Annotated in this window: 19 protein-coding genes; 9 read left to right on the top strand and 10 right to left on the bottom strand. The window is 72.6% G+C overall.

Annotated features, from left to right (window positions below; genetic code table 11):
* The first annotated feature begins 11 nt into the window (after window positions 1–11).
* Window positions 12–620, top strand: coding sequence for a dephospho-CoA kinase (locus tag ACPPVT_RS10420; RefSeq protein WP_426566916.1), 609 nt, complete (start codon window positions 12–14; stop codon window positions 618–620).
* Here ACPPVT_RS10420 and ACPPVT_RS10415 read toward each other — a convergent pair.
* Complete coding sequence (locus ACPPVT_RS10415; RefSeq protein ID WP_426566915.1) at window positions 617–1,390, bottom strand: DUF4184 family protein; 774 nt, start codon at window positions 1,388–1,390, stop codon at window positions 617–619. The genes ACPPVT_RS10420 and ACPPVT_RS10415 overlap by 4 nt on opposite strands.
* A 242-nt stretch (window positions 1,391–1,632) precedes the next feature.
* Between ACPPVT_RS10415 and ACPPVT_RS10410 the strand changes: the two genes are divergently transcribed.
* A complete protein-coding gene (locus ACPPVT_RS10410; RefSeq protein ID WP_426566914.1) occupies window positions 1,633–2,487 on the top strand; it encodes an alpha/beta hydrolase in 855 nt (284 codons plus the stop codon).
* Here ACPPVT_RS10410 and ACPPVT_RS10405 read toward each other — a convergent pair whose 3' ends face one another.
* The 9 genes from ACPPVT_RS10405 to ACPPVT_RS10365 all read right to left on the bottom strand — a co-directional run bounded on the left by ACPPVT_RS10405 (window position 2,488) and on the right by ACPPVT_RS10365 (window position 15,194).
* A complete protein-coding gene (locus ACPPVT_RS10405) occupies window positions 2,488–4,416 on the bottom strand; it encodes a hydantoinase B/oxoprolinase family protein (RefSeq protein ID WP_426566913.1) in 1,929 nt (642 codons plus the stop codon).
* The gene (locus tag ACPPVT_RS10400; protein ID WP_426566912.1) at window positions 4,413–6,512 is read right to left on the bottom strand and encodes a hydantoinase/oxoprolinase family protein; all 2,100 of its coding nucleotides are present in this window, start codon (window positions 6,510–6,512) and stop codon (window positions 4,413–4,415) included. Before ACPPVT_RS10400 ends, ACPPVT_RS10405 begins: the two co-directional genes overlap by 4 nt.
* On the bottom strand, window positions 6,509–7,447 hold the full coding sequence (locus ACPPVT_RS10395) for a carbon-nitrogen hydrolase family protein (RefSeq protein ID WP_426566911.1): 939 nt from the start codon (window positions 7,445–7,447) through the stop codon (window positions 6,509–6,511). The genes ACPPVT_RS10400 and ACPPVT_RS10395 overlap by 4 nt, the downstream gene beginning before the upstream one ends.
* A 1-nt stretch (window position 7,448) precedes the next feature.
* On the bottom strand, window positions 7,449–8,093 hold the full coding sequence (locus ACPPVT_RS10390) for an SRPBCC family protein (protein WP_426566910.1): 645 nt from the start codon (window positions 8,091–8,093) through the stop codon (window positions 7,449–7,451).
* Entirely contained in the window at window positions 8,093–10,528 is a 2,436-nt protein-coding gene (cutA, locus tag ACPPVT_RS10385; protein ID WP_426566909.1) for an aerobic carbon-monoxide dehydrogenase large subunit, read from the bottom strand. Before cutA ends, ACPPVT_RS10390 begins: the two co-directional genes overlap by 1 nt.
* Window positions 10,525–11,004 (bottom strand): (2Fe-2S)-binding protein, encoded by a 480-nt coding sequence (locus tag ACPPVT_RS10380; protein ID WP_426567118.1) that lies wholly within the window; start codon window positions 11,002–11,004, stop codon window positions 10,525–10,527. Before ACPPVT_RS10380 ends, cutA begins: the two co-directional genes overlap by 4 nt.
* Before the next feature lie 28 nt (window positions 11,005–11,032).
* Entirely contained in the window at window positions 11,033–11,884 is an 852-nt protein-coding gene (locus ACPPVT_RS10375) for an FAD binding domain-containing protein (RefSeq protein ID WP_426566908.1), read from the bottom strand.
* A 51-nt stretch (window positions 11,885–11,935) separates the two neighbouring features.
* Window positions 11,936–13,396, bottom strand: coding sequence for a uracil-xanthine permease family protein (locus ACPPVT_RS10370; RefSeq protein WP_426566907.1), 1,461 nt, complete (start codon window positions 13,394–13,396; stop codon window positions 11,936–11,938).
* Between the two features lie 154 nt (window positions 13,397–13,550).
* Window positions 13,551–15,194: a PucR family transcriptional regulator gene (locus tag ACPPVT_RS10365; RefSeq protein WP_426566906.1), complete on the bottom strand. Its 1,644-nt coding sequence runs from the start codon at window positions 15,192–15,194 to the stop codon at window positions 13,551–13,553.
* Window positions 15,195–15,229: 35 nt separating this feature from the next.
* On the opposite strand from ACPPVT_RS10365, the gene ACPPVT_RS10360 reads away from it, so the two are divergent.
* The 7 genes from ACPPVT_RS10360 to ACPPVT_RS10330 are packed head-to-tail and all read left to right on the top strand — an operon-like array spanning window position 15,230 to window position 23,413.
* Complete coding sequence (locus ACPPVT_RS10360) at window positions 15,230–16,036, top strand: DUF2877 domain-containing protein (RefSeq protein ID WP_426566905.1); 807 nt, start codon at window positions 15,230–15,232, stop codon at window positions 16,034–16,036.
* Window positions 16,033–17,544, top strand: a complete 1,512-nt coding sequence (locus ACPPVT_RS10355) for an FdrA family protein (protein ID WP_426566904.1) — start codon at window positions 16,033–16,035, stop codon at window positions 17,542–17,544. Before ACPPVT_RS10360 ends, ACPPVT_RS10355 begins: the two co-directional genes overlap by 4 nt.
* The gene (locus tag ACPPVT_RS10350) at window positions 17,541–18,968 is read left to right on the top strand and encodes a DUF1116 domain-containing protein (protein ID WP_426566903.1); all 1,428 of its coding nucleotides are present in this window, start codon (window positions 17,541–17,543) and stop codon (window positions 18,966–18,968) included. Before ACPPVT_RS10355 ends, ACPPVT_RS10350 begins: the two co-directional genes overlap by 4 nt.
* Window positions 18,969–18,990: 22 nt before the next feature.
* Window positions 18,991–20,091, top strand: coding sequence for an FUSC family protein (locus ACPPVT_RS10345; RefSeq protein WP_426566902.1), 1,101 nt, complete (start codon window positions 18,991–18,993; stop codon window positions 20,089–20,091).
* Window positions 20,088–21,311 carry a CynX/NimT family MFS transporter gene (locus ACPPVT_RS10340; protein WP_426566901.1) on the top strand — a complete coding sequence of 408 codons (1,224 nt, stop codon included), beginning with the start codon at window positions 20,088–20,090 and terminating at the stop codon, window positions 21,309–21,311. The genes ACPPVT_RS10345 and ACPPVT_RS10340 overlap by 4 nt, the downstream gene beginning before the upstream one ends.
* 44 nt (window positions 21,312–21,355) lie before the next feature.
* A complete protein-coding gene (locus ACPPVT_RS10335; protein ID WP_426566900.1) occupies window positions 21,356–22,795 on the top strand; it encodes a M28 family metallopeptidase in 1,440 nt (479 codons plus the stop codon).
* A 33-nt stretch (window positions 22,796–22,828) separates the two neighbouring features.
* On the top strand, window positions 22,829–23,413 hold the full coding sequence (locus ACPPVT_RS10330) for a DUF6529 family protein (RefSeq protein WP_426566899.1): 585 nt from the start codon (window positions 22,829–22,831) through the stop codon (window positions 23,411–23,413).
* Window positions 23,414–23,415 lie beyond the last annotated feature (2 nt).

Here is a 23,415-nt window from a genome sequence, read left to right as displayed (position 1 = left end):
ACGCTGACCCGATGCCGCAGCAGGTCAGTGACATAGCCGAGGCGGTGCGGCTCGTCCGGGCGCTGGTCGCTCAGCGGCCGGCTCTCGCGGGCGACACCCGGGTCATCGCGATCGACGGACCCAGCGGCGCGGGCAAGTCGACCTTCGCGGCCCGCTTGTCCACCGCGCTCGGTGGCGATGGGAGACCGGCACCGGTCGTCCGGCTGGACGACGTCTACCCAGGATGGGACGGCCTGGAGGACGGCGTCCGGCGCGTCCTGATGGGGGTGCTGGAGCCGCTCTCTCGCGGGCAGGGTGCGACCCTGCGCCGGCACGACTGGGTCCTGGGCGTCGACGGCGACTGCTACGACGTCCCGGCCGCTGCAGTGGTGCTGCTCGAGGGCTGCGGCGCCGGCGCCCGGATGTGCTCCCCGTTCCTGAGCGCGCTGGTCTGGGTGGACGCCCCGCAGACCGCTCGCCACGACCGCGCGATGGCCCGCGACGGCGACGCGTACCGGCCGCACTGGCGTCGCTGGGCGGCGCAGGAGGACGCGCACTTCGCCCGAGAGGGCACCGCCGCCCGAGCGGACCTGTGGCTCTGGAACGCCGCCGACCCGGCGGACGGCTCGACGGCCGGCTAAGCCGACGGCACGTGGCGCAGCAGGGTCAACCGGTAGACCACGGCGACGAGCAGCGCACTGACCAGGGCACCGGCCAGCGCACCGAAGCCGAGGTTGACCAGGACCCGCAACGGCTCGATCGGTTGGCTGCTGTCCAGCACCCTGGCCAGCGCCGCCCACACGGTCGCGCCCAGCACCACTCCGACGGCGAGGCCCATCCGGCGTCGATGAACTGTGCGCGCCGGTGAGTGGTCGTGCCACTCCCGCCCCACCGGTGGATGTGAGCGCCACCAACGCACCGACCACCACAGCAGAATGAGGAGCCCGACGATGCTGGAGACGACCTGAAGGGTCTCGAAGATCCAGACGTCGATCCGCTGAAACGGGATCCACGATCGGCTGGCACCACCGGCGTGGGTGAACGCGTCCCAGAGGACGTGCGTGAAGCATCCGATCGCGGCCGCCAGGTACCAGAGCGCGGCCCGCGTGGGCCAGGTCCGCTCGCTGCGGTGCAACGGCCCCCACCGCGCGGCGAGTCCCGGCACCAGGTCCGCCACCACCGGTCTCAGCACGAAGGCCCAGACGAGGCAACCGACCCCGGTGACCGCGACGTCCACGGTCATCGACGCAACCAGCGTGTGGGTCAGGTCCCGGAACTGGCGCGCGCCGACCACGGACGGCGTGTCCGGCGCCATCGACCCGATGACCAGCGGCGGCGTGGCGAGCAGCAGGCCGGCGCGGCCGTACCTCAACGGCAGGACGGCGGCGACGTGGGACACGGTGAACGGCACGGACCCATGATGACGGCCGGCGCGGGTCCGGCTCACCGCTTCCGGACGACGTCACCGCATCTTCACAGCCCCCACTAGTGATGGCTTGTGGGGGCCTCAACGGACGTTGAGACCCCCACAACCCACCACAAGTGGGGAGGTGGCGATCATCAGGTGGACGACCCCTGGCGTGGTTGTGCTTGCGCAACTAACGTCCGCAGCACGCGAGTCGCGCACCTTCACCAACAACGGGAGCCGTTGCCATGACCAGTCCCGCCCCCGAGATCCCCGACGAGACCCGCGAGCAGGTGGCGGCGGCGAACGCCTCCGGCCGCCGACCCGTGGTCTTCATCCACGGCCTGTGGCTGCTGCCCAGCAGCTGGGACAGGTGGGCCGCCGTGTTCGACGAGGCCGGCTACGCGCCGCTGACCCCGGGCTGGCCGGACGACCCGCAGACCGTCACCGAGGCCAACGCCCACCCCGAGGTCTTCGCCAACAAGACCGTCGGCCAGGTCGCCGACCACTACGCGGCCGTGATCGCCGAGCTGGACCAGAAGCCCGCGGTGGTCGGGCACTCCTTCGGCGGGCTGCTCGCGCAGATGGTCGCCGGCCGGGGGCTGTCCGCGGTCACGGTCTCGATCTCGCCGGCGCCCTTCCGCGGCGTGCTGCCGCTGCCGATCTCGGCGCTGCGGGCCTCCAGCCCGGTGCTGACGAACCCGGCCAACAAGCACCGCGCGGTGCCGCTGACCTTCGAGCAGTTCCGGTACGCGTTCGCCAACGCGGTCAGCGAGGACGAGGCCAAGGAGCTCTACGACACCTACGCCGTGCCGGCTCCGGGCGCACCTCTGTTCCAGGCGGCCAGCGCCAACCTGAACCCCTGGACGCAGGCCAAGGTGAAGAGCAAGAACCCCGACCGCGGGCCGCTGCTGATCATCGGCGGCGAGCGCGACCACACCGTCCCGCACGCGATCTCCAACGCGGCCTACAAGAAGCAGAAGCGCAACGAGGGCGTCACCGAGATCGTCGAGATGCCGGCCCGCGGGCACGCCCTGACCATCGACAACGGCTGGCGCGAGGTCGCCGACACCGCGCTGGAGTTCGTGAAGCGGTTCGCCTAGCTAGCGGACCCAGTCCACGTCCGGGTTCGACGCGCCACCGCTCAGCCGCGCGTAGCCCGGCCCGCGGTCGAAGAACGCGTCGTCGACGGGTTGCGCCAGCCTTCGCTGCTGGCGCAACCCGTCGGACGCCGCCTCGTCGAGCCGCGGCTCGTCGACGGTCCCGGTGAGCACCACCGCGTAGTCGCGCTCCGCACCCTCGAGCGACACCTTCCCCCACCGGACGTCGCGCACGACGTCCCCGTACGGGCGGTCCAGCGGGTCGCCCCAGCCCCCGCCGCCCGTCGTCCGGACCCTGATCAGCTCACCGGCCTGCACCGGCTCGGCGTCGGCGAGGGCGTCCACCTCGCGCTCGGCCGGCCCGCCAGGGTCGATCGTCACTGAGAACGGCTGCCCGGCCTTTCCGCCGCGCACCCCCCAGCAGGCCAGGATCGAGCGGTCCGCGATGGACATGAAGTGACCGTCGCGCAGCATCCGGATCTGCTTGTCGTAGCCGAGGCCGCCGCGGTGCAGCCCCGCTCCGCCCGAGTCGACGGCCAGGCCGAGCGACTCGACCCGGAACGGGAAGCGGCTCTCGGTGAACTCGGTGGGCAGGTTGCGGCTGTCCGGGACGACGTGGATGGTGTCCTCGCCGTCGCCGTGCGGCCGCCCGCCCGACCCGCCGCCGAGCACCTCGCGCATCAGGTACGGGTTGCCCTCGAGGTCGCGCCCGTAGACGCCGGTGTAGCGGATCGTCTCCTGGTCGGCCGGCATCTGGCCGTCCACCGCCTTGGCCACGACCCCGGCCAGCACTCCGAGCAGCCGCAGGATCACGAAGGTGCGGGCGTTGGTCGGCGCGGGGAAGACCGGGGTGAGCAGCGTCCCGGGCTCCGGGAAGCGCATCTCGATCAGCGGGACGACGCCCTCGTTGACGTCCAGCTCAGCCATCCGTTGCGGGGTGTCGGCGAGGTTGCGCAGGATCGGCGCGAGCCACTTCTTGAGGAAGGTGCCTTCGGCGAAGTCGCCGCAGTGGTTGATCGGGCCGCGCGCCTGCGGACCGGTGCCGTCGAAGTCGATCACCAGCCGCTCGCCGCCGGCGTCGTCCTCGGCGGTGCGGGTCAACGTGATCCGCTGGGTGTGCAGCATCGGCTCGTCGACGCCGTCGTGCTCGGCATAGTCCTCCCACACGTAGCTGCCCACCGGGATCTTGGACAGGATCTCGCGCCGGTAGGTGGTCGTGGTGTTGTCCAGGATCGCGTCGAACGCGGCCTCCACGGTCTGCACCCCGTAGCGGTCGAAGAGCTCGCCGAGGCGGCGCGCTCCCATCAGGCAGGCGCTGCACTCGGCGTCCAGGTCGGCGGCCAGCGACTCCGGCATGCGCGAGTTGCGGGTCATGATGCGCAGCGCGGCGGCGTTGGGCACACCTGCGTCCCACAGCCGGATCGGCGGCACCATCAGGCCCTCCTCGAACACGCTGGTGGCGTGCGAGGGCATCGAGCCGGGGACCGCACCGCCGATGTCGTCGTGATGGCCGAACGCCTGCACGAACGCCACCACGGACGACTCGCCGTCCTCGCCGCCGGCGAACACGGGGACCGTGACGCACAGGTCGGGCAGGTGACCGATGCCGCCCTCGGACTCGTACACGTCGTTGTGGAAGAACACGTCGCCGGGCCGCATGGAGTCCGGCGGGAAGTCCCTGGCCACCGGGTGAACCAGCGCCGAGTACGAGCGACCCGTGAGCTTGCGCAGGTTGCGGTCGTGGATGCCGGCCCGGAAGTCGTGCGCGTCCCGGATCATCGGCGAGCGGGACGTCCGCGCGATGGCGGTCTCGACCTCCAGCTCGACGCTGGCCAGGTAGCCCTCGACGATCTCGACCAGCACCGGGTCGACGTCGGACGCCGGCACCTTGGTGAGCCGGTAGCCGTACGGGTGCTGGGGCATGCCTCTCATGACGGCCTCCGGTCGGTCCGGGTGATCCGCAGGTTCCGGTGGCCGTCCACCACGACGCGGAAGCCGGGGTGCACGGGGACCGTGGACCCGAACTCCTCGACCACCGCGGGGCCGTCCACCTCGTCGCCGGCACCCAGCAGCGCTCGGTCGTACAGCGCGGCCTCGCACCAGCCGTCGCCGAAGTCCGCCCGCCGGGTGCCTGTGCGCGCGGCCTGCGCGCCGGTGCCGCTGGTAGCCGGCGGTAGCTGGGGCGTGCGGATCGGTCCCACGCCGGTCACCCGCAGGTTGACCCACTCGACCTCCTGGCGCGGGTCCGAGCGCAGGTCGTAGCCGTACAGGGTGCGGTGCTCGTCGTGGAACGCCTGCGCGACCAGGTCGGTCAGGAGCGCGTCCATCGGGCCGTCGGGGACCGGCACCCGGACCTCGAAGGCCTGGCCGTAGTAGCGCACGTCGGCGGTGCGTTCGAACCGCCGGTCCGCCGCCGCGAACCCCTCTCGCTCCAGGGCCGCGTCCGCCTGCGCCGTCAGCTCCGCGACGACGCCGGCCATCCGGGGGTGGTCCAGCCGGCTCTGCCGAGCGACCAGGGTGCGCACGTAGTCGTTGCGGACGTCGACGGTCAGCAGCCCGTACGCCGACAGGTTGCCCGGGTCGGGTGGGACCAGCACGCCGTCCAGTCCGAGGACGTCGGCCAGCCGACAGGCCAGCAACGAACCGGACCCGCCGAAGGTGACCAGGGTGAAGTCTCGGACGTCCAGCCCGCGCTTGACCGAGATCTGGCGCAGCGCGTTCGCCTGGTTCCAGGCCGAGATCTCCAGGATCCCGTTCGCGCAGGCCGACGCCTCGATGCCGAGCCGGTCGGCCAGCGCGGCGACCGAGGCACGAGCGGCCTCGGCGTCCAACGGCACCTCGCCGCCCAGCAGGTGCGGTGGGATGCGCCCGAGCACGAGGTGGGCGTCCGTGATGGTGGGCTCGCTCCCGCCGTGGCCGTAGCAGACCGGCCCGGGGTCGGCGCCGGCCGACTGCGGGCCGACCTTGAGCGTGCCCTCCGGGGTCACCCAGGCGATCGAACCGCCGCCGGCCCCGACGGTCACCACGTCGATCATCGGAATCTTGCTCGGGTAGGCCCCGACGGTGCCCTCGGTGGTCAGCGCCGGTCGGCCGTTCACCACGACCGTGACGTCGGTCGAGGTGCCTCCGCCGTCGCAGGTCAGCACCCGGTCCACGCCGGCCGCGCGGGCCACCACCGCAGCGCCCAGCGCGCCGGCCGCCGGCCCGGACAGCACCGTGGTGATGGGCTGGTGCACGACCTCGGCCGCCGACAGCACGCCGCCGTTCGACTTCATCACGTAGAACGGGACGCTGGCCCCGCCGGCGTAGTCGGCCAGCCGGGCGGCGATGTTCTGCACGTACCGCCGGATGTTCGGCTTGACCGCCGCGTCCACCAGCGTGGTGACGCTGCGCTCGTACTCGCGGTACTCGCGCAGCACCTCGCTGGAGATGCTGACCGTGGCGTCCGGGTGCTCGCGGGTGAGCACCTCACGCATCGCGAGCTCGTGGCCGGGGTCCGCGTAGGAGTGCAGGAAGCAGACCCCGATGGTGGAGATGCCCAGGTCACGGAAGAACCGGGCCGCGGCGACGGCCTCGGCCTCGTCGAAGGGGCGCACCTCGCTGCCGTCGACCGCCAGCCGGCCGCCCACCGTGCGCACCCGGTCGGCCGGCACTATCCGCGGCGGCTTGACCCAGAAGTAGGAGTTGCCGTAGCCGTCCGGCACCGACTGGCGGGCGATCTCCAGCACGTGCCGGTAGCCCTCGGTGGTGATGAAGCCGAGGTTCTCCACCTTGCCTTCCAGCAGCTTGTTGGTGGCCACCGTGGTGCCGTGGCTGACTGCGCTGACCGCGGTGCCGTCCAGGCCCATCGCGACCAGGACCTTGTCGATACCGGCCAGGAAGCCCTCGGCCGGGTCGGCCGGCGTGGACGGCGTCTTGGTGGTGACCACCCGTCCGGAGCGTTCGTCCACCGCGACGACGTCGGTGAAGGTGCCGCCGGTGTCGATGCCGATCCGGACGTGTGCCCCCTCCGGCGCGCCGGGGCTCACGGCCTGTCCGCCGGGTCGTCGTCGGCCGGGTGCGGTGTGCCGTGCGGGAACCCGGTTCGGGCCGGCCGGGCCAGGTCGTCGGCGTAGCGCCGGATGACCGCGAGGTTCCGCTCGGCCAGGTGGTCGAACGACTGCGGCACCGAGCTGCCGGGGGTCAGCGAGGCCATCGCGGTGGCCGGGTCGAGCCGGGCCGAGATCCAGCACTCGTGGCTGGCCGCCCGAGCGACCGTGTGCGAGGTCGGGTCGACGATGTGGCTGTTGCCGAAGTAGTGCACGCCGGCCGGGTCGGTGCCGGTGGCGTTGGCGGCTACCACGTACACGTGGTTGTCGTAGGCGCGGGCCCGGCTGGTCAGCTCGGCGATGTCCGCCGACCGCAGCAGCGCCGAGGGACGGACGATCAGCTCCGCACCCTGCACGGCCTGGATCCGCCAGAGCTCGGGGAAGTCGCCGTCGAAGCAGATGGCCATCCCGATCCGGCCGAGGTCGGTGTCGACGACGGTGACCGAGTCACCGGGGGTGACCCACCCGCCCCGGGAGACGTCCTCGGTGCAGAACGGCTGGGTCTTGCGGTAGGTGCCCAGCACCGCGCCGTCCGGGCCGATCAGTACCGAGGCGTTGTAGACGGTGCCGCGCTCGGCGCCGCGCTCGTAGCTGCCCCAGACGACGTGCGCCCCGGTGGCTCGGGCGGCTTCCTGCAGCGTCTCGGTGACCTCGCCGGGGACGGCGGACACCAGGTCCCACAGGGCCTGCGGCCCGATGCCCGGGGTGAAGCCGGTGGACGCCGTCTCGGGCAGCACGACCAGCTCGGCGCCGGTCGCGTCGACGCACCGTCGCACCCACCCGGCCGCCCTGGCGCCGTTGCCGGCGATCGTCTCGGACGTCAGCGGTGCGGGGTCGGGTGCCAGCTGGACGGCGGCCGCGGTGAAGGCGCGCACGTCAGCGTCCCCGCGCGATGGCCCAGCCGAGCAGGACGCCGGCGAGGGCGATCGCGGCGCCGACCAGGGCTGCGGCCAGCGGCGAGGTGCGCGAGGCGGCGACCTGCTGCGGCGCAACGGTCACGGCGGACGGCGGCGCCCCAGGGCTGCCGGTCGCAGCGACGGCACCGGTCGCGACCGGCTCGGCGGCCACGACCGCCGGTCGGCGCCCGGTCAGCACGTCGTCGACGTTGCCGAAGAACTGCCCGGCCATCTTCTTGGACACCCCGGTGAGCATCCGTTGCCCGACTCCCCCCACGACGCCGCCGACCACCGCATCCGCGTCGTAGTCCAGCCGGGTCGTGCCGTTCGCCTCCTCGGTGAGGGTGACCCGGCAGGTGGCGTCCACCGTGCCGGGGGCGCCGGATCCCTTGGCCCGCATGGTGAACGACATCGGCGGCTGCTGCTCGCTGAGGGTCACCTCGCCGTCGTAGGTGCCCTTGATCGAGGCCACCCCCGCCAGCACGCTCATCCGGTAGCTGTCCTCGCCCAGCGGCACCAGGGACTGGCAGCCGGGGATCGCGCCGGCCAGCACCGTGGGGTCGTTGAGCGCCTCGTACACCCGCTGCCGGTCCGCGTGCAGGACAGCGGAGCCGTTGACCTTCATCAGGTGTCCTCTCGATCGGTGCGAGCCTGACGCAGCGCGAAGAGCTCGCTCGGGCTGATGGGCATGCGGTGGATCACGATCCCCTCGGCGTCCTCGATCGCGGCGGCGATGGCCGCGGACCCTGGGATCACGCCGGCCTCGCCCGCACCCTTGATCCCCAACGGGTTCAACGGGGACGGCGTCTCGAGGTGGTCGATCTCGATGCGGCGCGGCACCTCGGTCGCGTACGGCATCAGGAAGTCCATGTACGAGGCGTTGAGCAGCTGGCCGGACTCGTCGTACTCCATCCGCTCGTACAACGCACCGCCCACGCCCTGCGCCACCCCGCCGTGGATCTGACCCTCCACGATCAGCGGGTTGATCAGCTTGCCGCAGTCGTGCACCACGCAGTAGCGCAGGATCCGGATCTCGGCGGTGTCCGGGTCGGTCTCCACGATCACGGCGTGCATGCCGTTGGCGAAGGTGGACCGCTCCGGCGAGTGGTAGGCGGTGCCCTCCAGCCCCGGCTCCTCGCCCTCGGGTACCGGCACCTTGTTGGCGGTGCCGACCGCGAACTGGGTGGCCGCCTGCGAGGCCTCGTCGAAGGCGTACCGCAACGGGTTGGACAGCACCGCCACGGTGCCGAGCGGCATTCGGGTGGCCGGCGCGCCCTTGACGCGCACCACGCCGTCCACGATCTCGAGGTCGTCCTCGGCCACCTCGAGCGCCTCGGCGGCGATGCGCAGAGCCTTGGCCCGGACCAGCCGGGAGGCGTTGGCGATCGCCGACCCGCTCATCACCGCGGCCCGCGAGGCGAACGTGCCCACCGCGTACGGGAACCGGCGGGTGTCGCCGGTAACGATCTCGACGTCCGACAGCGGCACGCCGAGCTCGTCCGCGACGATCTGCGCGAACGCCGTGTAGTGCCCCTGACCCTGCGTCGTCAGCCCGGTTGCGACCTTGACCTGCCCGCTGGTCTCGACCACGACGTGCGCACCCTCGTAGGGCCCGACCCCGGTGCCCTCCACGTAGCAGGCCAGCCCCAGACCGACCGTGCGGCCCTGCTCGCGCAGCCGATCCCGGTACGCCGCGAAGTCGTCCCAGCCCACCAGCTCCTTGAGCTTGGCCAGCGACGCCGGGAAGTCGCCGGAGTCGTACACCAACGGGCGACCGTCCTGGAAAATCAGGTGGTGGTCGAAGGGCATCTCGTCCGGCTGGATGAAGTTGCGCTCGCGCACCAGCGTCCGGTCCAGACCGAGCTCGGCCGCGATCGCGTCGATGGTCCGCTCCATCGCGAACGCGGCCTGCGGGCGCCCCGCGCCCCGGTACGGCGTGACGATCACCGTGTTGGTGTACATCGACCAGAACTCGCAGCGGTACACGCCCGGCTTGTACGGCCCGAGCAGCTGGGTCGAGGTGATGATCGGCACGATGATCCCGTACGGCGTGTACGCGCCGTTGTCGTGCCAGAACCTGACGTCCAGCGCCAGCATGCGACCGTCGTCGTCGAAACCGACCCGGACCTGCTGCAGCTGGCCGCGCTCGTGTGCGCTGGAGATGAAGTGCTCGCGGCGGTCCTCGACCCACTTCACGCTGTCGCCGAGCCCTGCCGCAGCCAGCCGCTTGGCCGCCCACGGGACCAGCACCTCCTCCGGCCACGGGTGCACGATCTTCACCCCGAAGCCGCCGCCCACGTCCGGGGCGATGCAGTGCACCTTGGTCAGCGGCAGCGCGAGCTTGGCCGCGACCGCGGCGCGCACGGACGTCGAGGCCTGGGTAGAGGTGTGCACCCGCAGGCTCTGCTCCTCGGCGTCCCAGCGCGCCAGCACCCCCTTGCCCTCCATCGGCATCGACGCGCTGCGCTCGATCTCCAGGTCCAGCTCGAGCAGGTGCGGGGCGGCGGCCATGGTGGACTCGAGCAGCTCGTCGTCACCCATGTTCTGCTGGACCAGGTGCGCGGCGACGTTGTCCGGCACGTCGTCGTGCACGAGACGCTCGGCCCGGCGCGAGGTGTCGATGCCGACCACGGGCTCCAGGAACTCGTACCGGACGTCGATCGCCTGGCAGGCGTCCTCGGCGACGTAGCGGTCGGTCGCCACCACCATCACCACCGCCTCGCCGACGTGGTTGACCTCGTCCTTGGCCAGCGCGTACGGGGTGCGACCCGCGTGCAGCGCGGGATGCGGTATCAGCAGCGGCAGCGGCTCGGCGACCCGGGTGCCCTCTACCTCGTCCGCCGCCGCCAGGTCCTCCCAGGTGTAGATCGCCACCACGCCCTCGACGTCCAGCGCGCCGGTCACGTCGACGTCCAGCACCCGGGCGTGCGCGTGCGGGCTGCGCACGAACGCGGCCGCCAGGGCACCGCGACCGAGGTCGTCCAGGTAGCGGCCGCCGCCGGTCAGCAGCCTCGGGTCCTCGACCCGGGCGACCCGCTCGCCGAACAGCTTGGTCGTCACGGCGCCCCCGGCGCGCCCTGGCGCTTGAGCTCCGCGGCGCGCAGCACCGACGCCTTGATGTTCTGGTAACCGGTGCAGCGGCACAGGTTCCCGGAGATCGCCTCCAGCGCGTCGTCCTCGGTCGGGTCCGGGTTCTCCTCCAGGTAGGCCGCGATGGTGGTCAGGAATCCCGGCGTGCAGAAGCCGCACTGCAGGCCGTGGCAGTCCTGGAACGCCTGCTGCACCGGGTGCAAGGTGCCGTCGTGCGCGGCCAGGCCCTCCACCGTCGTGACGTCCTGCCCGTCCACCGTCACCGCGAGCAGCAGGCAGGAGCGGACCGGGCGGCCGTCCAGCAGCACCGTGCAGGCGCCGCAGACGCCGTGCTCGCAGCCGACGTGCGTGCCAGTGAGTCCCAGGTCGTGCCGCAGGGCGTCGCTGAGCAACCGGCGCGCCGGGACGGTGACCTCCCGCGGGACGCCGTTGACCCGCAACCGGATCGGGACGACCTGCTCGCTCACTGGTGCCTCACCGTGCCTCCTCGAAGGCTCGTCTGGTCAGCACGCCGGCCAGGTGCCGGCGGTAGTCGGCGCTGGCGTGGATGTCGCCCTCCGGGTCCAGCTGGTCGGCCGCCGCGGCACCGACGACGGCCCAGTCGACGTCCTGGACCCGCTGTCCCGCAACGGACTCGCCGAGGTCCAGGACGGGCGGCGTCAGGCCCATCGACACGTAGGCGGCGCGCGCCGAGCGCACGGCACCGTCCGGCTCCAGCAGCAGCCGCGCGGCCACCCCGCAGACCGCGTAGTCGCCGTGCCGGCGGGACACCTCGACCACTGCGCTGAGCTCGCCGGGCACCACGACCGGCCACTCCATGGCCACCGCGAGCTCGTCCGGTCGCAGCGTCGACTCCAGCGGTCCGGCGAACAGCTCCTCGGCCGGGATCCGGCGCTCGCCCTGGATCGAGCGTGCCACCAGGGTGCCGCCGAGCAGCACGGTCACCGCAGGCATCTCCGCCGCCGGGTCGGCGTGGCAGATGCTGCCGACGGTGGTTCCGCGGTTCCGGATGGTCGCGTGGGCGACGTGCTCGAGAGCCCGGCCCAGCATCGGCTGGGCGGTCCGCGCGCCGGAGTGGTGCAGCAGGTCGCTGTGCCGCACCAGGGCGCCGACCCGGACGACGTCCGGGGTGACCTCGACGACGTCCAGGCCGGGGACGCGGTTGATGTCCACCAGGTGCGCCGGCGAGGCGAGCCGCATCGACAGCAGCGGCAGCAGGCTCTGCCCGCCGGCCAGCACCTTGCCGTCCGCGCCGACCTGGGCCAGGACGTCGAGCGCCTCGTCCAGGCCGGCCGGCCGGTGGTAGGTGAACGGCGCGGGCTTCATGGGCCGATCCTGCCCTGTGCGACGGCCCGCATCGTCGTCAGGTGTTGCCGATCACTCGCGGTGACGTCCGTCGTCATCGCCCTCCACGTACATGCCCGGGTCGTTGAGCACCAGCGACGGGCCTTCGTCGATGGACTGCCCGTGGTCGGCGGCCTCGCGCAGGTGTTCCGGCGCCAGGGCGTGGGCCAGGTGGTAGGCCAGGATCGTGACGATGGTGCCGAACGCGATGCCGGACAGCGTGAACGTGTCGGTGATCTTCAGGCTCACGTCACCGATGGCGATGATGATGCCGGCCGCGAGCGGGACGAGGTTGATCGGGTTGCCGAAGTCGACGCGGTTCTCGGTCCAGATCTTGGCGCCGAGCAGGCCGATCATGCCGTAGAGCACGACGGTGATCCCGCCGAGCACGCCGCCCGGTGTCGCCGAGACCAAGGCTCCGAACTTCGGTGAGAAGCCGAACAGGATCGCCACCGCCGCCGCCACGAAGTAGGCGGCGGTGGAGTAGACCCGGGTCGCCGCCATGACCCCGATGTTCTCCGCGTAGGTGGTGGTCGGGCTGCCACCGACGGCACTGGCGAGGACCGTGCCGAAGCCGTCCGCGGCGATGGCCCGGCCCATCATGGGGTCCAGGTCGGTGCGGGTCATCTCGGCGACCGCCTTGACGTGACCGGTGTTCTCCGCGACCAGTGCGATCACCGCGGGCAGCACCAGCAGCACGAACGCCCACTTGAACTCCGGCAGGTGGTAGCCGACGATGCCCGCCGCGGTGTCCGACTTGGGCGGGAAGCCGAACCAGTGGGTGTTCGACGACACGACGTTGTCGAGGTTCACCCGCCAGTGGGTGGTGATCTTTCCGGCGGCCGCGTCGTAGGAGGTGATCTGCCCGAAGCCCTTGTCGAACAGCCAGGACAGCACGAAGCCGATGACCAGGCCGAGGAAGATCGAGATGCGGCCGGCGAACCCGCGCAGCCCGACGCTCATCGCGATCACCGCGGTCATCACGATCAACCCGATCCACTGGTCCTGGGGCCAGTAGATATTTGCCACGACCGGCGCCAGGTTGAACCCGATCAGCATGACGACGGCGCCGGTCACCGCCGGTGGCAGCACCTTGTAGATCACCCGCGACCCGGCGAAGTGGATGATCACCCCGACCAGGGCGAGAACGGCGCCGGCCACCAGGATCGAGCCGGTGACCTGGGCGGAGCTACCGCCCTGGGCCCGGATGGCCGCCACACCACCGACGAACGAGGCGGACGTGCCTAGGTAGCTGGGCACCTTGCCGTTGACGATGAGCAGGAAGCAGATCGTCGCCACGCCGCTCATCAGGATCGCGAGCTGCGGGTTCAGCCCCATGATCAACGGGAAGACGAACGTGGCACCGAACATCGCCACCACGTGCTGGGCCCCTAGGCCGACGGTGCGCCCCCAGGACAGTCGTTCGTTGGGTGCGACGACCTCACCTGGAGCCAACGTCTTGCCGTCGCCGTGCAGAGTCCATCCGATCGCCATGCGCGTGTCCTCTCGGGCCGTGACCGGACGACGCGAGTCATGTGACCCGCGTCACTGTGGTCAGCATGGCGCGAGGCTAGGGCCGGGTGTGGGAGGCGGCACCGGCACGGACTGACAGGCATTTCGGGCGGGCTTGTGCACCGCTGGCGTCAGGTCAGCCCAGACCGCGCATGGGCATGATCCGCAGCGCCAGTGCGAGGTCCAGCCGCAGGTCGGCGTCCTCGGTGAACGGACCGAGGATCCGCTCCAGCTTTCCGATCCGGTAGCGCAGCGTGTTGTAGTGGAAGTGCAGCCGGCGCGCGGTCTCCGCGACGTTGAGGTTGGTGTCCAGCAGCACCTCGAGGGTGCGGCGCAGGTCCCGCGCCTCGGGCGTCGACCGGGCCAGCTCCTTGAGCGTCTCGTCGAGGAAGGTGCGCAGCTCGGAGCTGTCCGGCACCAGGCTGAGCAAGCGGTGCACGCCGAGCCGGTCGAAGTGTGCGACGCCGCCCGGGCCGTGCACCTGGCGGGACACCCGCACGCAGGTGCGGGCCTGCTCGTACGCCGTCGCCAGCGTTCCGATGCCCGGCGCGACGCGGCTGACGCCCACGGTGAACCCGCGGCGGGCGCCGGTGGCCTGCCCCGGCTCGCGGACGGCGGCGGTGAGCTCGCGGGCCAGCCGCTCCAGGTCGCCGTCCGGCGGAACGCCGACCAGCGCAACCACCTCGGTGGCGAACCCGCACACGGCCGCGCGCGGGTCGCGGGTGCGCAGCTGCGAGCGCCAGGCGCTGGCCATCCGGTCGGTGACCGGCTCGCGGCCGGAGGTGCTGCGCTGGTCGGAGTCCGGCTGCGCGATGACGACCACGAGCGGGCGGTCCAGCTGCCAGCCCAGCGAGGCGCCGTGCCGGACGGCCGACTCGGCGTCCTCGACCCGGCCGAGCAGGACGTCGCGCAGGAAGTCCGCCTGGTAGCGCTCCTCGACGGCGCTGACGGCCTGCTGCTTCACGGCGACCAGCGCGCAGACGACCGCGGCGCGCTCCAGCGCGTGCACGTCGGGTGGGGCGATCGGACCGCTGCGGGACGACGCCACGACGCTGCCGTGGGCCACGCCGCCGGCCACGATCGGGACGACGACCTCGTGCTCGCGCTCGTCCGGGGTCGCCGGTTCGCCGGCCCGGGCGAGCACGTCGCCGGACGGTCCGGTGACCAGCACGGCCAGGTCCAGCCCGTGCGCCAGCGCGTTGGCGACCTCGGGAAGCCCGCCGCCGCCGAGGACCACCTGGACCAGCGCCCGGTGGATCTCCTCGCTCCTGGCCAGCAGCGCGGCCTGGCGGCCCAGCACGGCGCTGAGCACCTGGTTCAGCACGTCGTCCAGGGACACGTCGCCGGGCAGGGCGAGGACCGGCAGGCCGATCCGGTCCGCCCGCTGCAGGACGTCGTCCGGCAGGGATTCGACGTAGGCGCCGAGCTTGACCGCGACCGCGACCACCCCGTGCTGGGCCAGCGCCGCGAACTGGTCGGCGAGCTGGTCCGGGCGGTCCAGCAGCGGGTATCCGGTGGTCACCAGGAGCTCGTCCTCACGGGTGAACGGGAGCACGTCAGGGGTCTCCCAGACGCCGAGGCGCAACACGTGCCGGTCCAGGCCCTGGTGGCCGGCGAGCACCTGGGCGCCGGACAGGGCGGGCAGCCGGAGCGCGTCCCGAAGGGAGATCCCGTAGGTCGCCGACGCTGCGACGAGCTGCTGCTGGTTGCGACCCGGCGCCGTCCCGGCTGTCGGCAAGCCGGACCCGAGGACAGGGCGATCTTCGGCAACTCTCGTCATGGGGGGCAGCCTAGGTGCCTGGGTAGCGTCACGTCATGGCCATGTCTGCGGGGGCGCCCTGCACCGCCTTGTGGGACCTGTTCGGGCCAGCCTCCGCCGGGGCCTCGCACGGTCGGGTCGTGCACACGTCCGACCGGTCGGTGGCGATCCTGGTCGGACCGGGGCGGCTGGTGGTGCTGGACGCTCGCCCCGGCCCCGACTCGCTGCCCTGCTCGGTGCTGACGCCGTCGCTGCCGCTGGGTACGGGCAGGTGGGCGAGCCGGGTCGGCGAGCCGGTCGAGCTGTCCTGCGCGGGACTGCGAGGCGAGGGTTGGAGGGTGCCGCTGGTGCGCTGGTGGTCACCGGCTCGGGTGCAGACCGGCGCGGGCGCACCCGTGCGGTCGCCTGGGACGGTTCGCCCAGCGCCGCTCGCTCACCCGTTGGGCGGGGTGCTCGCCTGGGCCGTCCGGGCCGTGTCGGCCGGGGACGTGGACGCCGCGGTGGCGGACGTCGACACCGTCCTGGGCAGTGGCCCGGGGTCCACACCGGCCGCGGACGACGCGGTGGCCGGGCTCTTGCTGGCGCTGCGCGCCAGGACCGCACCGGCTGACGCTGCCGCCCTGGACGAGGCTGCAACGCGGATCGCCGAACGCGCCCGAGACCGCACGACGGCGCTGTCGGCCGAGCTGCTGCGGCACGCTGCGACCGGGGTGGCGACCCAGACCGTGGTGGCGGCGGTGCTGCGGCCGACCGCCGCGAGCCGGGCCAGGGTGCTGGCCCTCGGCGGGACGTCGGGTGCCGCTCTGCTCGCCGGGATCGACCTGGCCGACGCCGAGCTGGACCGTCAGGGGGCCGCGGCATGAGCCCGGTCGAGCACGTCGAGCTGCGCACCGGCGCTTACCACGACTCGGTGACCCTGCTGCAGGTCAGCCGCGCGGTCGCCGATGTCGACGGGGTGCTGGCCGCGCAGGTCGCGATGGCCACGCCGCTGAACGTCGAGGTGCTGCAGGGCATGGGTTTCGCGGTACCCGAGCAGGCCGGACCATCCGACCTGATGGTGGCGGTCCGGGCGGACGACGACGCCGCGGTCGAGGCCGCGTTGGCCGCCCTGGTGGTGGCGCTGACCCCGGCCACCAGCTCGTCCGGGCCGAGCGTCCTGGAGCCGCCGCGGACCACCGGGGTGGCGCTGCGCCGCGAGCCCGCGCCGCTGGTGCTGGTGTCGGTTCCCGGCCCGTCCGCGGCGGCCGAGGCGATGGACGCGATCGCGGCCGGGTCGAGCGTGATGGTGTTCAGCGACAACGTGAGCGTCGAGGAGGAGGTCGCGCTCAAGGACGCGGCGGCCTCCCAGGACGTGCTGGTGATGGGGCCCGACTGCGGCACCGCGGTGGTCGGCGGCGTGGGACTCGGCTTCGCCAACGTGGTGCGGCCCGGACCGGTGTCGCTGGTCGCGGCGTCCGGCACCGGGGCCCAGCACCTGCTGGCCCTGCTGGACCACGCCGGCGTCGGCGTGCGGCACTGCCTGGGCGTGGGCGGCCGCGACCTGTCGGCGGCCGTCGCAGGACGCTCGGCCCGCCAGGCGCTCACCGCGCTGGCGGACGACGAGGAGTCCGAGCTCGTGGTGGTGGTCAGCAAGCCGGCCGACCCGGGCGTGCTCGCCGAGCTTGAGGCGTTGGTCGCCGACCTCGGGGTGGCGGTGCAGTGGGCCACGCTCGGGTCCGGTCGTCCCGACCTGAGCGAGGCGGCGCAGGCGGTGCTGGCCCGGGTCGGCGTCGCCGAGGTGAGGTGGCCGCACTGGCCGGCCGCCGAACCACAGCCGCGCTCGCCCGGCCGGGCGCTGCGCGGGCTGTTCTGCGGCGGCACCCTCTGCGACGAGGCGATGCTGGTCGCTGGCCGGCAGCTCGGCGCCATCCGGTCCAACATCCCGCTGTCGCCGGACCTGGCGCTGGACGTGCGCGGCGACGGCGGCTGGGACGGCGGCACCGACCACGCGATGGTCGACTTCGGCGACGACGCGCTGACCAGCGGCCGCGCGCATCCGATGATCGACCCGTCGCTGCGCGACCAGCGGCTGGCCAGGGAGGCGGCCGATCCCGCGGTCGGTGCGGTGCTGCTGGACGTCGTGCTCGGTCACGGGTCGCACGCCGACCCGGCCGGCGAGCTGGCTCCGGCCATCACTGCCGCCAGGCGGGCCGCCCTGGACCAGGGTCGACACCTCGGCGTGGTGGTCTCGCTCACCGGCACCATCGGTGACCCGCAGGGACGCGACGACCAGGCGGCCCGGCTGGCCGCCGCGGGCGCCGACGTCTATCTCTCCAACGCCGAGGCGGCGCGGGCCGCTGCGGCCCTCGTGAGCACCGGGGAGGCGTCGTGAGCGACCTGCACGGGCTGCTGGGTGCGGCACCGACCAGTGTGGTCACCGCCGGGGTCGAGCTGCTGGCCGAGCCGCTGGAGGCGCAGGCGGTGCGGGTGCAGCGGGTCGACTGGCGGCCGCCGCTGGGCGGTCCGGCGTCCGCCGCCGACCTCACCGCGGTGCTCACCGACCCCCGTCGGGCCGCCGCCAACGCCACCGCCCTCGAGCGGGTGCTCAGCGCCGGCGCCGAGCTGGTGGACGTCGTCCCGGCGTCCGAGGCCCTCGCGCTGGCGCCGGGCACCTTCCTGCACGCCGGGCCGCCGATCGGCTGGGACCGGGCGTCCGGGCCGCTGCGCGGCGCCCTGATCGGCGCCATGGTCCTGGAGGGGCTGGCCGACGACCCCGAGCCGGCGCAGCGGCGGCTGGAGGCCGGTGACGGGATCACGTTGTCGCCGTGCCACCACCACGGCGCGGTCGGACCGATGGCCGGGGTGATCTCGCCGTCCCAGTGGGGTTTCGTGCTGCGTGACCCGGTGCACGGCGGGACGGCCTTCTGCACCCTCAACGAAGGTCTGGGCAAGGTGCTGCGCTACGGCGCTTACGGACCAGAGGTGATCGAGCGGCTGCGCTGGATGGCCGCGGTGCTCGGGCCCCTGCTGCAGAAGGCGGTGCGCCGCCGGGTCGAGCGCGAGGGACCGCTGGACATCCGGCAGATCGTCGCGCAGATGCTGCAGATGGGCGACGAGGGTCACAACCGCAACCGCGCGGGCACCATGATGCTGGTCCGCGAGCTGGTGCCCGAGCTGCTCGACCTGGGCGCGCCGACGTCCGACGTCGCCGACGTCGTGCGGTTCTGCAACGGCAACGACCACTTCTTCCTCAACCTGGTGATGCCCGCCTGCAAGCTCGCTCTCGATGCCGGCCGCGACGTGCCGGGCTCCAGCCTGGTCGTCGCGATGGCGCGCAACGGCACCGACTTCGGCATCCAGGTCTCCGGCACCGGCGACCAGTGGTTCACCGGGCCGGCGAACACCCCGCAGGGCCTGTTCCTGGGCGACTACGGCCCGGACGACGCCAACCCGGACATCGGCGACTCCGCGATCACCGAGACCGGCGGCATCGGCGGCTTCGCGATGGCCGCGGCGCCGGCGATCGTGCGCTTCGTCGGCGGCGAGGCCGAGGACGCGCTGGCCACCACCCGCCGGATGTACGACATCACGCTCGGCGAGCACCCGGCCTACCAGGTGCCGGTGCTGGGCTTCCGCGGGACGCCGACGGGGATCGACGTCACGGCCGTCGTCCGGACGTCGATCCTGCCGGTGATCAACACCGGGATGGCCGGCCGGGTGGCCGGCACCGGCCAGGTCGGCGCCGGCCTGGTCAGCCCACCGGAGCAGTGCTTCACCCAGGCGCTGGCCGCGCTGGCCGAGCGCGCGCGAACCTGACCGGCCCTGGCAGGCTGCTGCCATGGAACGGTTCGACAGCTGGTCCGACCGGGTCGGGTTGCTGCGCCGGTACGGCTGGCACATCGCGCAGTGCGCGGTCGCGGCCGGGGTCGCCTGGGAGCTGGCCAAGGTGGTGCTCGACCACCCGCAGCCGTTCTTCGCCCCGGTCGCCGCGATCGTCAGCCTGGGTCTGAGCTACCGCCAGCGGCTGCGCCGGGTGGCCGAGGTCACCGTCGGTGTCGCGCTCGGGGTGCTGATCGGCGACGCGTTCGTCGAGGTGTTCGGCACGGGCGCGGTGCAGGTGACCTTCGTGGTCGCCGTCGCCATGTCGCTGGCGCTGCTGCTGGACGCCGGTCCCCTGCTGGTCACCCAGGCCGGCGTCCAGTCCGCGATCATCGCCACGCTCGCACCCGGCCCGACCGCGGGCCTCGGGCGCTGGCTGGACGCCGTGTGCGGCGGCCTCGTCGCGCTCGTCGCAGCCGCCGTCGTACCCGGGTCGCCGCTGCGACGCCCACGCCAGGAGGCTGCGGCCGTACTGCGCGAGCTGGCCGGCTGGTGCCGGGACGCGCACCGCGCGGTCTCCAAGGGCGACGAGCAGCTCGCCTATGCCACCCTCGACCGGGCCCGGGACAGCGAGCAGCAGCTCGCCGACGTGGAGGCTGCCGCGATCGACGGCCTGTCGATCGCCCGCTCCTCGCCCTGGCGGCGCGGGCACCGCAGCGACCTGCTCGCCGTGGCCGGGCTCTCCGTCCTGCTCGACCGTGCGGTGCGCAACGGCCGGGTGCTGCTCCGCCGCATCACCGTCGTCGTCCGCCGCGGCGAGACCCTGGACGAGCGCACTCTCGCCCTGCTCGACGCCCTGGCCGACACCATCGACCAGATCGCCACCGAGCTGCAGGCCCGCCGGGAGCCGCAGATCTCGCGGCGCCAGCTCGAGCAGGTGGCCCAGGACTCGGCGCAGATCCCCACCGGGGTGTCGCTGTCCGGTGACGTGGTGCTCGCGCTGCTGCGGTCGATGGTGGTCGACCTGCTCGAGCTCACCGGGGTGGACAACGATGCGGCCCGCTCCGCGGTCCCACCCGCCGAGGGCGAGCCACCGTCCACGCCTAGGCTCGAACGGTGAGCCGTCCCGTGACCGGAGCCCCCGCGGCGACCGGGCAGCGCGCCGCCTTGCACGGCTCGGTTCTGATGCTGGCGACGGTGCTGCTGATCGCGCTGAACCTGCGGCTAGCCATCACCAGCGTGCCGCCGCTGGTCGAGCAGATCGGTTCGGACCTGGGTCTGAACCGGACGTGGACCGGCGCGCTGACGACCCTCCCGGTGCTCTGCATGGGTGTGTTCGCGCCGGTCGCGCAGCGGATGGCGCACCGTTGGGGACGCGAGAGCGCGGCTGCTGCTGCGCTGACCGTGCTGGTGGTCGGCACCGCGCTGCGCCTGGGTGGCGAGCACGTCCCGCTGCTCTACCTGGGCACCCTGCTGGCCGGCTTCGGCATCGCGGTCGGCGGCACCATCACACCCGGCATCATCAAGGAGTACTTCCCCGAGCACATCGCCCTGGTCACCGGCGGCTACATGCTGGCCATGATGGGTGGCGCCGCCATCGCGTCCGCGGTCAGCGTGCCGCTGGCCGACGCGTTCGGCTCCTGGCCGAAGTCGCTCGCGTTCTGGGCGCCGTTCGCCGCCCTCGCAGCCGCCGTGTGCTGGCCGGTCGGACGCCGGGCCAACCAGCACCGACGCGACCAGCGCGAACCCGCCGAGATCCGGCTGCCCCTACCCTGGCGCTACGCGACCGCCTGGCTGGTGGTGGCCTTCATGACGTTGCAGTCCTGGCAGTTCTACAGCCAGCTGGCCTGGATCGCGCCCTTCTACGAGTCGCACGGCTGGTCCGCCACGGACGCCGGCCTGCTGCTGTCGGTGTTCAGCGCGACCCAGGTGGTCTCCGGCGTCGCCGCACCGGTGGTGGCCCACCACCTGGCCGACCGACGTCCGATGCTGCTCGCCTCGGTGCTGGCGGTTGCCATCGGCATGGCCGGCATGCTGTTCGCCCCGGACGCCGCCGCGTGGGTGTGGGTGGGCATGCTCGGTCTCGGTCTGGGTGCCGGCTTCGCCTTGGGTCTGGTGCTGTTCGCGGACTACTCGCTCAGCCCGCCGGCCAGCGCACGGCTGTCCGCGATGGTGTTCCTGGTCTCGTACACGGTCGCCTCGGCTGGGCCGACGGTGATCGGCACGCTGCGGGACACCAGCGGCAGCTTCACGCTGCCCTTCGCGCTGCTGCTGGTGCTGCTGATCCCGCAGGGCGTGGCCGCCGCCCTGCTACGCCCCGGCCGCACCCGCACGCCCTGACGGCCAATATGGACAATGACGGCAAAGAGGCGTAAAACGCTGGGATGGATCCCGCGACAACCGCCGGTCCCAGTCGGCGCGTCTTCCTTTCCACCGCGATCGCGGCTGCATCTGCCGGGGCGGCAGCTCCGTTGATCGGCACAGCGCTGGCCGCGCCCGCCCAGGCAGAGGTCCGGCCGCCGGACCTGCCTCCCCCGCCGACGGCGCAGCGGCCGGACGCGGAGCTCCGCGCGCTGCTCAGGCAGGTGGACCCAGCACGAATCAGGGCGACTATCGAGAAGCTCGTCTCGTTCGGGACCCGGCACACGCTCTCTTCGCAGGACGACCCGAACCGCGGCATCGGAGCCGCTCGGGACTGGCTCTTCGCGACCCTGCAGGGATACGCGGCGGCCTCGGGCGGACGGCTCATCGTCGAGAAGCAGTCGTTCATCCAGCCGCCCGGCCCGCGAGTCCCGACGCCGACGCAGATCACCAATGTGATCGCCACGCTTCGAGGAGCCAGTGAGCCGGACCGCACGTATGTCGTGACCGGGCACTACGACTCACGTGTCACCGACGTCCTGAACGCCACCAGCGACGCGCCTGGGGCCGACGACGACGGATCCGGGGTGGCTGTGGTCCTGGAGCTGGCCCGCATCCTGTCCGCCGCCCGCCAGCCGGAGGCGACGATCGTGATGGCCGCGGTCGCGGGCGAGGAGCAAGGGCTCTTCGGCTCAGCGTTCATGGCGGCGCAGCTGAAGGCCGCCGGCGTCGACGTCCAGGGCATGATCAGCAACGACATCGTCGGCAGCAGCACCGCGGACGACGGCACCCGGTACAAGCATCTGGTACGCCTCTTCGCGGAGGGTGTCCCGACGTCGGAGACGACGCAGCAGGCGGCGATCCGCCAGGCCATCGGAGGCGAGAACGACGGGCCGTCGAGGCAGCTGGCGAGGTTCATCCGCGAGGTTGCCGACAACGACGCCACGGGGATGGACGTCCGGACGATCTACCGGCGCGACCGGTACCTGCGTTCGAGCGATCACGTCTCGTTCCTGCAGCAGGGTTATCCCGCCGTGCGGCTGACCGAGGAGGCCGAGAACTTCGCGCACGAGCACCAGGACGTCCGGGTCGAGGACGGTGTGCAGTTCGGCGACCTGATCGAGTTTTGCGACGTCAACTACATCGCGGGAGTCGCACGGGTCAACCTGGCGACCTTCTGGTCCTTGGCCAACTCCCCCGGCACACCTGCGGGCGTGCGGATCGACACCACCGCACTCACGAACGACTCGACGCTGACCTGGACCGCTGACACGGCTGGCGACCTTTCCGGCTACCAGGTGGTGTGGCGGGAGAGCACTCAGCACGAGTGGGAGCGCACGGTCCCGGTTGGCAACGCCACCGAGGTGACGCTCGACATCTCCAAGGACAACGTGCAGTTCGGGGTACGCGCCCTCGACACGAAGGGCCATCACAGCCCGGCGGGCTTCCCCGCGCCGGGCTAGCGACAACCCCAGGGCCCGTAGGACTCTGAACCCATGGAAGACACCACGTCCCAGAAGAGCATGGCCGTCCCCCTGACCGCGTTCGGGGCCGGCGCGGTCCTCGCGCTTCTGCTCGGGGTGTTCGGCAAGGTGCACGACCCGACGCTCAACGGCACGACCACCCTCGGCTTCCACTCGGTGATCCAGATGAAGGTCGTGATCACGACGGTCATCGGGGTGCTCGTCGTGCTCCAGCTCCTCGGCGCGCTCTGGATGTACGGCAAGCTCGGGATCAAGGCTCCGTCCTGGCTGGGCACGGCGCATCGGACTTCCGGGATACTCGCTCTCGGGCTGTCGACGTTCGTCGCCTACCACTGTCTGTGGGCCCTGGGCCTGGAGAGCGGCACCCTGGCGGACGGGGAAAGCGTGCCGACCCGGACGGTTGTGCACGGAGTCCTCGGCTGCGCCGTCTTTGGTGCAGCGCTGGTGAAGGTGGTCGCGGTCAAGTCGAAGCGCGCACCAGGTTGGTTCCTGCCGGTTGCCGGTGGCCTGCTCTTCGCGCTGCTCGTTCTCGTCGTGCTGACCTCAGCCGTCTGGTACATCAACGCGAAGGGCTGGCCTCAGTCAGGCGGCTACTGACC

The organism is Angustibacter sp. McL0619 (assembly GCF_049994355.1).
GTDB lineage: Bacteria > Actinomycetota > Actinomycetes > Actinomycetales > Angustibacteraceae > Angustibacter.
The sequence above is the reverse complement of the archived record's forward strand: the minus strand, read 5'-3'. Positions and strand labels throughout refer to the sequence as shown.

Coding starts and splice junctions, on each gene's coding strand:
- ACPPVT_RS10420 (WP_426566916.1), top strand. CDS start 12: ATGCCGCAGCAGGTCAGTGACATAGCCGAGGCGGTGCGGCTCGTCCGG.
- ACPPVT_RS10390 (WP_426566910.1), bottom strand. CDS start 8,093: ATGAAGGTCAACGGCTCCGCTGTCCTGCACGCGGACCGGCAGCGGGTG.
- ACPPVT_RS10335 (WP_426566900.1), top strand. CDS start 21,356: ATGGATCCCGCGACAACCGCCGGTCCCAGTCGGCGCGTCTTCCTTTCC.
- ACPPVT_RS10370 (WP_426566907.1), bottom strand. CDS start 13,396: ATGGCGATCGGATGGACTCTGCACGGCGACGGCAAGACGTTGGCTCCA.
- ACPPVT_RS10360 (WP_426566905.1), top strand. CDS start 15,230: ATGGCCATGTCTGCGGGGGCGCCCTGCACCGCCTTGTGGGACCTGTTC.
- ACPPVT_RS10405 (WP_426566913.1), bottom strand. CDS start 4,416: ATGAGAGGCATGCCCCAGCACCCGTACGGCTACCGGCTCACCAAGGTG.
- ACPPVT_RS10355 (WP_426566904.1), top strand. CDS start 16,033: ATGAGCCCGGTCGAGCACGTCGAGCTGCGCACCGGCGCTTACCACGAC.
- ACPPVT_RS10410 (WP_426566914.1), top strand. CDS start 1,633: ATGACCAGTCCCGCCCCCGAGATCCCCGACGAGACCCGCGAGCAGGTG.
- ACPPVT_RS10375 (WP_426566908.1), bottom strand. CDS start 11,884: ATGAAGCCCGCGCCGTTCACCTACCACCGGCCGGCCGGCCTGGACGAG.
- ACPPVT_RS10345 (WP_426566902.1), top strand. CDS start 18,991: ATGGAACGGTTCGACAGCTGGTCCGACCGGGTCGGGTTGCTGCGCCGG.
- ACPPVT_RS10330 (WP_426566899.1), top strand. CDS start 22,829: ATGGAAGACACCACGTCCCAGAAGAGCATGGCCGTCCCCCTGACCGCG.
- ACPPVT_RS10365 (WP_426566906.1), bottom strand. CDS start 15,194: ATGACGAGAGTTGCCGAAGATCGCCCTGTCCTCGGGTCCGGCTTGCCG.